This is a genomic window from Candidatus Jordarchaeum sp. (assembly GCF_052745115.1).
In genome coordinates, this window is the sequence record NZ_JBRAKS010000141.1 from 1 (window position 1) to 9,638 (window position 9,638).

Annotated in this window: 3 protein-coding genes; 2 read left to right on the forward strand and 1 reads right to left on the reverse strand. The window is 37.4% G+C overall.

Going from position 1 to position 9,638, the window contains the following annotated elements; genetic code table 11:
* Positions 1-75: 75 nt before the first annotated feature.
* Entirely contained in the window at positions 76-669 is a 594-nt protein-coding gene (tcmP, locus tag ACUVXA_RS11115; RefSeq protein ID WP_445871331.1) for a three-Cys-motif partner protein TcmP, read from the reverse strand.
* A gap of 1,101 nt (positions 670-1,770) precedes the next feature.
* On the opposite strand from tcmP, the gene ACUVXA_RS11120 reads away from it, so the two are divergent.
* Together ACUVXA_RS11120 and ACUVXA_RS11125 are read left to right on the forward strand one after the other, a co-directional pair.
* On the forward strand, positions 1,771-4,632 hold the full coding sequence (locus ACUVXA_RS11120; RefSeq protein WP_445871332.1) for a hypothetical protein: 2,862 nt from the start codon (positions 1,771-1,773) through the stop codon (positions 4,630-4,632).
* The gene (locus ACUVXA_RS11125; protein WP_445871333.1) at positions 4,622-9,406 is read left to right on the forward strand and encodes a DEAD/DEAH box helicase; all 4,785 of its coding nucleotides are present in this window, start codon (positions 4,622-4,624) and stop codon (positions 9,404-9,406) included. Before ACUVXA_RS11120 ends, ACUVXA_RS11125 begins: the two co-directional genes overlap by 11 nt.
* Positions 9,407-9,638: the final 232 nt, after the last annotated feature.

The window sequence follows — 9,638 nt, forward strand, 5'->3', positions numbered from 1 at the left end:
CGGGGAAGGAAAACAGGGCAGCCTAAACACGCTTAAAACCGTTTCACACCGCCTTAGACCAACCAAAGATAGAAATCAATGACCCACGTTCTGAGCTATTCTTCTGGTTTGAAGCAAAATTATGAAATCTCCTCGCACGCCACTAGCGAGCATTCTGCGCACCGTTTCCCATTTCGCCTCAAAAGTAATTGGGTCGATGAAAGCGAAGAAGTGGGATTGTGGGGTATCTTCTATCTCGCGTATTATGAGTTCACACTTCTCGTTAGCATCACCCGGGATCACCTCAAAATTTTCAGGGTGAGCGACTAATCCCATTCTTTCCTCCAGTGCCTCACAGTTTTTTTCGTCCTTCTCTACCAGAAATAGCTTATCGAATGACTTTTTTGCAAATCCCCAGGCCACCAGAGGAGAACCAGGAACAAAAACATCCTCCATATGACTAAACTTATTTAGACCCGACCCTGCAAAGGGATCAATGTAAAACATGTTATCATAATACTTTTTTATTATCGGAGTGTAGACCTCTTGCAAATACAGTTTAAGAAAAACCAACTTCAACACCGTCCAATGATAAGCATTAAAAACAGCATTCCCCTTAGAATACTTGCGTATCAAATCACCAGTAGAAACAAGCTCAGCAAGATTCTCCTTCAAAAAACCGACATCCAATAATTTACACCCCCTAAACTCGGTACCTCACTTTAAATCATAAAAATAAATACCCTAATAAATATTCTCAATATTTCCTATCTTGTAATACACAAGGTTTTTCAAAAATGGTTTGGATAAGGGAAATCTGACTTATTTCACAATTGTAGAAGATGCAAATCTTTTGGCTGAAAATGAAAAATTAGAAATAATGAAACTTTGGAACCGCCTCTTGAACAAAAAGGTTCCTTAAACTAAGGATACACTATATACAAACAAAAAGATGAAATTTATCACACTATATTTCTTTTTAATCCTATGAAAGATTTCTATCTTGTAATTTCGAGTGATGGGAAAGAGGAAAAAACGCTTGAAAAATGGAAAGAAGTAAACGAATTTCTAAAAGGTAAAAGTAAGAAGGATTGTAAGATTCTCAAAATAAGATATGAGTACAAGCCTCCGTGCAAGCGTCATAAATCTCCAATGTTTTATCCAAGAATTATCTGGAAATCTGGGTTCACAGACATAGAACGTCTGGTCTTTGGGGGTTTAGAGTCTAGGTTATAAGGAGGATGAAGCTTTTGTCGTCCAGTACTCTGTTGAAGGCAAGATGTTTGTTTTAGGTTTTGCATTTGTCAAGGAAAAGCTGGACATAGAGTGTGACGGGAAATTTGGCATGAGAAATACAAAGAACCTGGCGAGGATGAAAGACGTGACGAATTTCTAAAGAGTAGGGGGATGGGAGATACTTCGCTTTAAACCCATTTTTCGCAGATTTTGCGAGGTTATTCTTATGGTTGAACCCTTTCCGGAGTGAAAGGTGGAAATTGTGCGGGCTTCTCAAATATAATTAGTATGATTCCCAAGAAAGAACTTCAAACAATTGAGAGAACACCGTACTCTACTATAGAATTCACAAATGTGCGAAAAATGGGTTTTAATACCAAAAATATTATTTTTGTGTATGTTTGATTATTAATTAATGGGATTTTGAAAATTCCATTTAACTCAAAGTTAATCTGATAAAGCTTAATAAAACTGTACGAATAAATTGGATTAATTAACAATCGAATTAACTGGGGACAGGTAAAGTGAATTGTGAAAAAGGAAAGGGGGTAAAAAATGGTTTCCAACTTGCTTAAAAGATTTATCTCAGTCCTTAATAAAATATTCAGAAAACTATATTATTATTTTTCTCTAGTGGGAAAGGTAAAAACACCTTCTGAGGTTTCTCACGACCAAAATACATCAGAGGAATCCTTTCAGTCTCTGCCTTCTGGTACTCCAATTGCCTCGCCTACTGAAAAACAGCAAGGAGCTTCTTACTTAGAAAGGCAGCAAGTAGAAGAGCATCCGGAGCATAGGATAATGGAAGATGAGACAGAATGGGGGGAAATGAAACCTTCCATTGAGACCGATATTACTGATGTAATATCAACTAGGAGTATAAGAAAGCCCGTTAAAAAGAAATACCTGATAGAAGGTAAAAGGAAAAGAATAAGCCCCCCTCCGGTGCCTAAAATTGAATATGATAAGAAAAAGGAGATAAATTTGGGTGCTAGGCCGAAAAGATTGGATAGAAGTTTAATTGCTTCTATTCCACAGGAGGAAAGTGATGAGGGAACGGGAGAAAAGGGGGAAAAAGAAAATATCATAAGATTAGTGTCTCCTTTTGTGGAGCTGGATCTTGATACGGCGTTAATTTTTCTAGTTTTACCGCAGCAGCGTTTACCGATACAACAGTTTAGTTTCGATGTAAGTAATCTTCCGGGGAAAATTGATTATCAAGTAGAACTAAACGGGGAAAGGAAGGATTATGCGGTTGAGGTCAGATGCGTAGATGGTGTTGTGGTAACATCCGAAGAAAGGATACCTATAGAAAAACCCTTGAAACATCTTCGGATAATTTTTCCTGAGGAGCTTCAGGATAGAAAGTACATATATAATCATATTAGTGATGAATTCTACATTTTTAGTGCTGTCGGGGGAAATTGTGGCAGATTTTATTACCTTTTTGATGGGAAAGGTGATATTAATCCTATTCCTAAAAGGGATGTTTGGATACTTCTTGATGAGGAGTTTGAACTTGTAACTGAACCTGTCGTGATCGAGGAGAAATGGCTATGGGAAAGATATCAACCCTTCCTTATCAATATGAGGGAAAATGATAGATTGATTGTGAGGAAACGAGATGGTGAAAAAGAAAGTCTTAACTCTGGGGAAACTTTTTATCTTGAGGGGGAACAGTTGGTTGATGATCTTTTTAAAGAGCAGTCGCCTCTTCTAATAGGTAGAACACTTGTTATAAAAGCGAGTGAGCCGGGAGGGCCGTGGTGTGTTTGGATTCAAAATGAATTTGCTGGTTACAAAGTTGTCGCTGAAAATTGGTCAGGTTCCCAACCTCTTTTTTTGAGTCTTTCTGATGCTTTGCCTTGTGATTATGGAGAGTTCCAAATAGATGTTTGCCAGCTGGATTCTGGAGTTTCGTTAGGAACACTATTTTTCCGGTGGATACCTTTCATTGAGCTTAGTTACCCTAAAAATCTGATAATTCCCGACCCATTTCAAGGTCATAATACTAGCTTAGTTAAGGTAAAGCTAGACTCTGTAGAAGACTGGCAACTGTCAAGTAGGGATAATTTGAGTATTGGCATTATAGATGATTATTTTTGTATTGAAGTTCCTCCCGAGCTTGACATTGTTTCTTTTTCAGTTCTCAGGAGAAATGATCCTTATAACAAAATAAAAATAATGGTGAATATTCCCCGGTTAAAGTGGAGGACTTCCAAAGAGAAAGTTTGGGCAGATAGACTCCTAATTATTGAGAGGAAAGATTTGGTTCGGGGGCAACCATTTAGTCTGCATATTCGAACGAATGATTTTTACAATAAATACGATTTGTTCGCGGTTCTTGAATCGCATGGAGAGATATTACAGGAAGCGAAGTTTTTACAAAAGGGTGTTGACTATGCTCTTGAACTTAATGAGTTTTATGACACGATATTTCATAATAAAAAAGAAACAACACTTGAAGTAATGATTTGGACGAAGGAACCAAAAGTATTAATTGGAAAAGTAAAAGTAATCTCTTTCCCCGCTGACATGATGAACCCTGATTATTATACTGATAAAAAAACTAGACAAGATTTTTCGGAAGAAGAGCTACTTTTTTTGAACCAATTATTTGAATGCTGTAGCAATATTTTGCGTATTCCAAAAATACTAAATTGGTATAAAGAGAAGAAGATAGCAATTCCAGATTTTTTAAAACCATATATTGAAGAAGAAAAAGAAGTTCTAAGTGATGACATTTTACGTACACGCTACCCTGTTATTTCAGATTCGTGGACCGAAAAGGAATTCGATGAGTTCTTTAAAAGTTTAGAAAAAATCATTTCGTTACCTTCAATATTATATTTATGGTTTTATGGACATATTACTATTCCTATGATCCCCCGAACAAGAGATGCTCTACTATTTTACTTGAATCTCTTTGAGAAAAAGGAAAATATCCTATATATTTTTGAGAAACCTTCGTATATCAAAGAAAATTTAGATGATGAGCTTCTTGAATTACTTCTTCAAGCACAAGTTTTACTAGATATTAGAGGAGATTTCGAAAAAGATTTTCAAAATCCTGAATATAGACGGCAACTATTTTTCCAAACCATTTCTAAGCCGGAAAATATGTGTTATTTGAAACAGAAATGGGATTATTTTATGGAAAAGTACGGCTCGTTAGGACGTTTAACTCGAGAAAGTGATCTAGAATTGTTAGGAGAAGATACGATAAGGGAGGCGAAGGAAATGAAATTTATAAAATTTACCCGCCTTCAGAGATCGCTTGCAATGAATGTGGAGTGGCGGGTGAGGCTTATGCTTCAGGATAAAAGCGAGAAGGATATCTCAATAGCAATATCTGACGCTTTAAACTTTTTTAAAGAGTTTTTTGTTAATGAAGAAGGTGATAACGATGCCAATTGATCCTTTAAAAATGACTAAGGCTATACAGGATAGCTATACTCGGTATCTGACTAGCACATTCCGTTTAAGGGATCCAACTCTTCGGGAATCTTTTCACAAAGAAATTAGAGGATTTTGGTTTACTAACGGACCGATACTGGAGGCGACGCCTCCTTTCAAGAAAGGATGTCTATTAAAGGATTTGATTGAGGAAGGCATTCTCAGCAATACTTTTAATCAATTTATTTATGAAGCTTTACCTTATTTGAGTAGCCCCCTTTACGTTCATCAAGAAATGGCGATAAGAAAAATATTGAGTGGCCGAAATGTGGTCATTGCCTCGGGTACAAGTAGTGGGAAAACTGAATGTTTTTTATTACCGATATTTAATCATCTATTAAAGGAGCACCAAGAAGGAAAGCTTACACCAGGGGTGCGTGCTCTTCTTATATACCCTATGAACGCATTGGCCAACGATCAACTTCGTAAGTTAAGAGAAATCATGAGGGCTTTTGAGAACAAACTGCATAATATTCAAATAACTTTTGGTAGATACATTGGCGATACTCCAGAAAAAAAAAGTCAAGGACTGGAGAAGTTTAGACTCGCTAATCCTGGGGAAAAGCCTGTTAAAGGTGAGCTTCTATCGAGAGAGGAGATGCGAAAGAACCCTCCCCACATTCTTATAACAAATTATGCAATGCTTGAATACCTACTCTTGAGGCCGAATGATTCACCCTTCTTTGATGGGGAATATGCTAAGTATTGGAAATTTTTAATCTTAGACGAGGCGCATGTTTACAGTGGTGCTACCGGTATCGAGATGGCAATGCTTATCCGTCGTTTGAAGGATCGCGTATGTAAGAATATGGAGGGCGATTTACAATGTATTGCAACTAGCGCTACTCTTGTTAAAGAGGAAGAAGATTTCCCAAAGGTAGCAGAATTTGCTTCAAATCTGTTTGGAGAGAAATTTGAATGGGATTTTAATGATATTAATCGACAAGACATAATTAAAGGCGAAAAAACCGAGACGCTGGTTAAAGGCATCACTCTCAGTTTTCCAATCGAATTGTACTCGATGCTTGAGGGTATATTACAAAAAGAGGTTGAAAATTCTGCATTGGAAAGTTGCTATAGTTTATTTAGGAAATTCGGTTGTCCTGAGAATATTTTGAATGAGGCAAAAATTCAATGTAAGGGCGACGTAAAGAGATTTATTTATCAAATACTTCCAATTGACGAGAAACTTGCAATGTTAGAAAAGCTTTTAGGGGAAGACGCAATAAATTTTGAAAAGTGTATTAAACTACTTGTAAAAACCGACACTCCCTCAGAAGAGGAACGTAAGCATATAATTAGTCTAGTTAATATTGCTGTATGGGCAAGGCCTGACGAGGATTCATTACCTCTTCTCCCGGCACGCTATCATTTATTTGTAAGAGCTCCGGAGGGAATTTATGTATCATTTTACCCTAAGGCAAAAATTTTTCTAGAAAGGCGGGAACAAACAGGGGATGGCTACCCCGTTTTTGAGCTTGCCACTTGTCGTCGTTGTGGGCAAGAATATATAGTAGGGAACATTGAAGACGGAAGATTAAAGCATCCCTTCTCTGAGATTGAAGCTACGAAAAAGAATAGATATTTCTTTTTGTGGGGAGAGGATATTAAGTTAGAAGACGACGAGGACCAAGAAGTCGCGTTGCCAGAAGAAATTGTAGGCAAAGGCAAAGCTTGGAAATTGTGCACAAGATGTGGAGCAATCTGGGACGAAGAGCCCAAATGTAGTTGTGGCAATAGTTATAAAACACTGCGCACTTTAATTGAAATTACTACTAAGGGAGATTTCCTAAACACTTGCTATTTGTGTGGTTTGCGCGCTGTTAACATGGTTCGGGAATTCATTTTCCAAACAGACGCTCCTACCGCTGTCCTAGCAACGGCATTATACCAGAACCTTGACAAAAAGAATACCCGGAAAAATAATATCCTTATTTTTTCAGACAGCAGACAGGATGCTGCTTTCTTTGCGTCCTATTTGGAATTTACTTATAGAAGAATTTTATTCCGTCGCCTTATTATTGAGGCTTTACATTCAAATAGTCAAATGCAAGATTATCGACTTAGATCTCTATGTGAGGACGTTTTAAAACTAGCCGAGAAAACAGACATATTTGAAATCAGCATGGATCAAAAAGAAAGAAAAAAAGAAATATGGAGATGGATTCTTCAAGATTTCTGTGGTGTTTGGGATAGGAGAAATTCGCTAGAAGGGGTTGGATTACTGTCATTTATGCCTATAATTCCCAAAGATTGGAAACCGCCTAAAGAATTGCAAGAGCCCCCTCTGGGTGTTACGGAGCAGGAAGCAAGAGCTATCTATCAAATCATTTTAAATACACTACGCTACAATATGGCTATTACTTTTCCAGAAGATGGCCCTGACCCTAAAGACGATTTTTTTGCTCCGCGAAACAGAGAATATAGGTTTAGAGGGGAGTGCTCTGATAATAGTAAAGGAATTTACTCATTTATTCCCTCTCATGGGAGATTAAACACCAGATTAGAATATTTAAAAAAGCTTTATAGAGAAATTACCGGAAAAGAGGATGATAATGATGAGTGCAGAAGAATATTAAGTAGTATCTGGGAAGATCTTAGGAACAATTGGGTGGGAAAGGGGATACTCCAGCTTAGCGATGCAAAGCAAGGTGTGCTTTATCAACTTGACTATAAACAATGGCAAATATTACAAGAAGACATCAATAATCCTTGGTTCATCTGTAATAAATGCGGTGCGATCCTCCCAGTAAATGTTCGAAATGTTTGTCCCACTTTTAACTGTAATGGAAAACTTGAACCCATTGACTCAGCAAAACGAGAGTACCTGTCAGAAAATCACTACAGGCATCTCTACACTAATCTTTCTCCTATGAAAATGACATCTCATGAACACACAGCCCAGCTCACAGCAGATTATGCATCACAAGTACAGCAAAAGTTCATAAAGGGAGATATAAACGTTTTAAGCTGCTCAACTACATTTGAGCTAGGTGTGGATCTAGGGGAATTAGAAGTAATATTTTTACGAAATGTACCTCCTGAACCGTCAAACTATGTCCAGCGAGCAGGTAGGGCCGGACGTAGACTTAATATGGTTGGTTTCACACTCACTTTCGCTCAACTCAGGTCACATGATCTCACATACTTCAAAGAACCCGAAAAAATGGTAGAAGGACGAATAAAACCACCCATTGTTGAAATTTGTAACGAAAAAATCATACGTCGCCACCTACATTCAATTGTTTTAGCAAACTTTTTCAGACAATTTCCAGATTACTATGGGAACGTGGAATCTTTCTTCAAACTTGGCAGTGCAGGTATATCTGGTACAGAAAAAATGAGAGAGTACATTCAAACGAGGCCAGAATCCATCTTAAAATCGCTGAAAAGGGTCATTCCTCCACATATGCACAATGTTTACAATATTGAAGATTGGTCTTGGATCGATGACCTAGTAGGAAAAGATGGAGCTTTTACCAATGCCGATGAAAAAATAATGGATGAGTTTAACCTATTAAAAGAGTTTTACGAATCGAAAAAGCAGGAGTGGATTAATACAGGGAATCAACAAAAGAGAAATAAATTAAATGCAGACATGGATTGGGCAAGCAAACGAGTTGAAACGATAAAGAAAAAATCGCTTATAGATTTTATGGCAACTCACACGATTATACCTAAATATGGTTTTCCAGTGGACGTAGTAGAACTCGCAACCTTGCATCATATTGAAGCATCTAAAAATATTCAATTGGAAAGAGATCTTCGTATAGCAATTTCGGAATTTGCTCCGGGTAGCCAAGTGGTTGCGAACGGATATATCTGGGAGAGTGCGGGTTTAAGAGTTGTTAGAAATAGAATGTGGCCAAACTATTGGTATGCTGTTTGCCCCATATGCAGACGATTTTACATTCAGAAGGGAATTAATGAGAATGCACCTCCACAAATTTCATGTAATGTTCACGGAGATATCCCCAGAAGAGAAGTACATAGCTTTGTTACACCAATCTTTGGCTTTGTTACCAGTAAAGATTCTGAACCTCGAAAACCGGGAGAATCGCGTCCTAAACGTGAATTCACCAGCAGACCCTACTTCTTTGAATATAAAGAACCAGAGGAAAAAGAATTTTCTATTGGTAAATTCAAAATAAAATGCAGGTACTCTTCTGATGGAGAGTTAGCGGTTATTTGCAAGGGAAGAAAAGGATCTGGATTCTGGATATGCTCTAGATGTGGAGCTGCCTTTTACGAGAGGCCGCGAGAAAAGCATAGAACACCTCTTGGTGTTGATTGTTCGTCTCCCCCGAGAGGTTCTTTGCATCTTGGGCACACCTTTAAAACAGATGTGCTATCTATCTTATTTAAAGAACCCAAAATTGACGCGTTTAACTATAGTTTCTGGTTTTCACTGCTTTACGCTATCCTTGAGGGAACAAGCCAAGCTCTGGGAATAAAACGACAAGATTTGGATGGATGCCTTTATCCATCTGAGGAAGGAAATATACTTATTCTATTTGACAATGTACCCGGCGGCGCTGGTCACGTTAAACGTATAATGTATGAACAGAACCTTTACGAAATTCTTAAAAGCACTTTATCTCGTGTTGAGAATTGCACTTGCGGCCCTGAAACAAGTTGCTATGGTTGCCTTAGAAACTATCAGAACCAATTTTGCCATGAACAACTTAAAAGAGGAATCGTTCAAAAATTCCTTTCAGATAACCTACAGAGTTAATATTTAATAAATAGGAGTTATGCAGTTGATGGTTGTTTTTAGGTTAATTGCGCTTTTGGCGGTTTCAAAATCTCCTTTAACATCTTGAATCTGTAAACTACAGAATTTTTATTTCCAATTTTTTCAAAAAATGGCAAAAAGAAAGATGAGATAGAAAAATAAGGAGAAATAAGATATTTTCAACATCAACTCATTACAAATATCCACCCAACTGCGTAAGTTCTATAAAAAA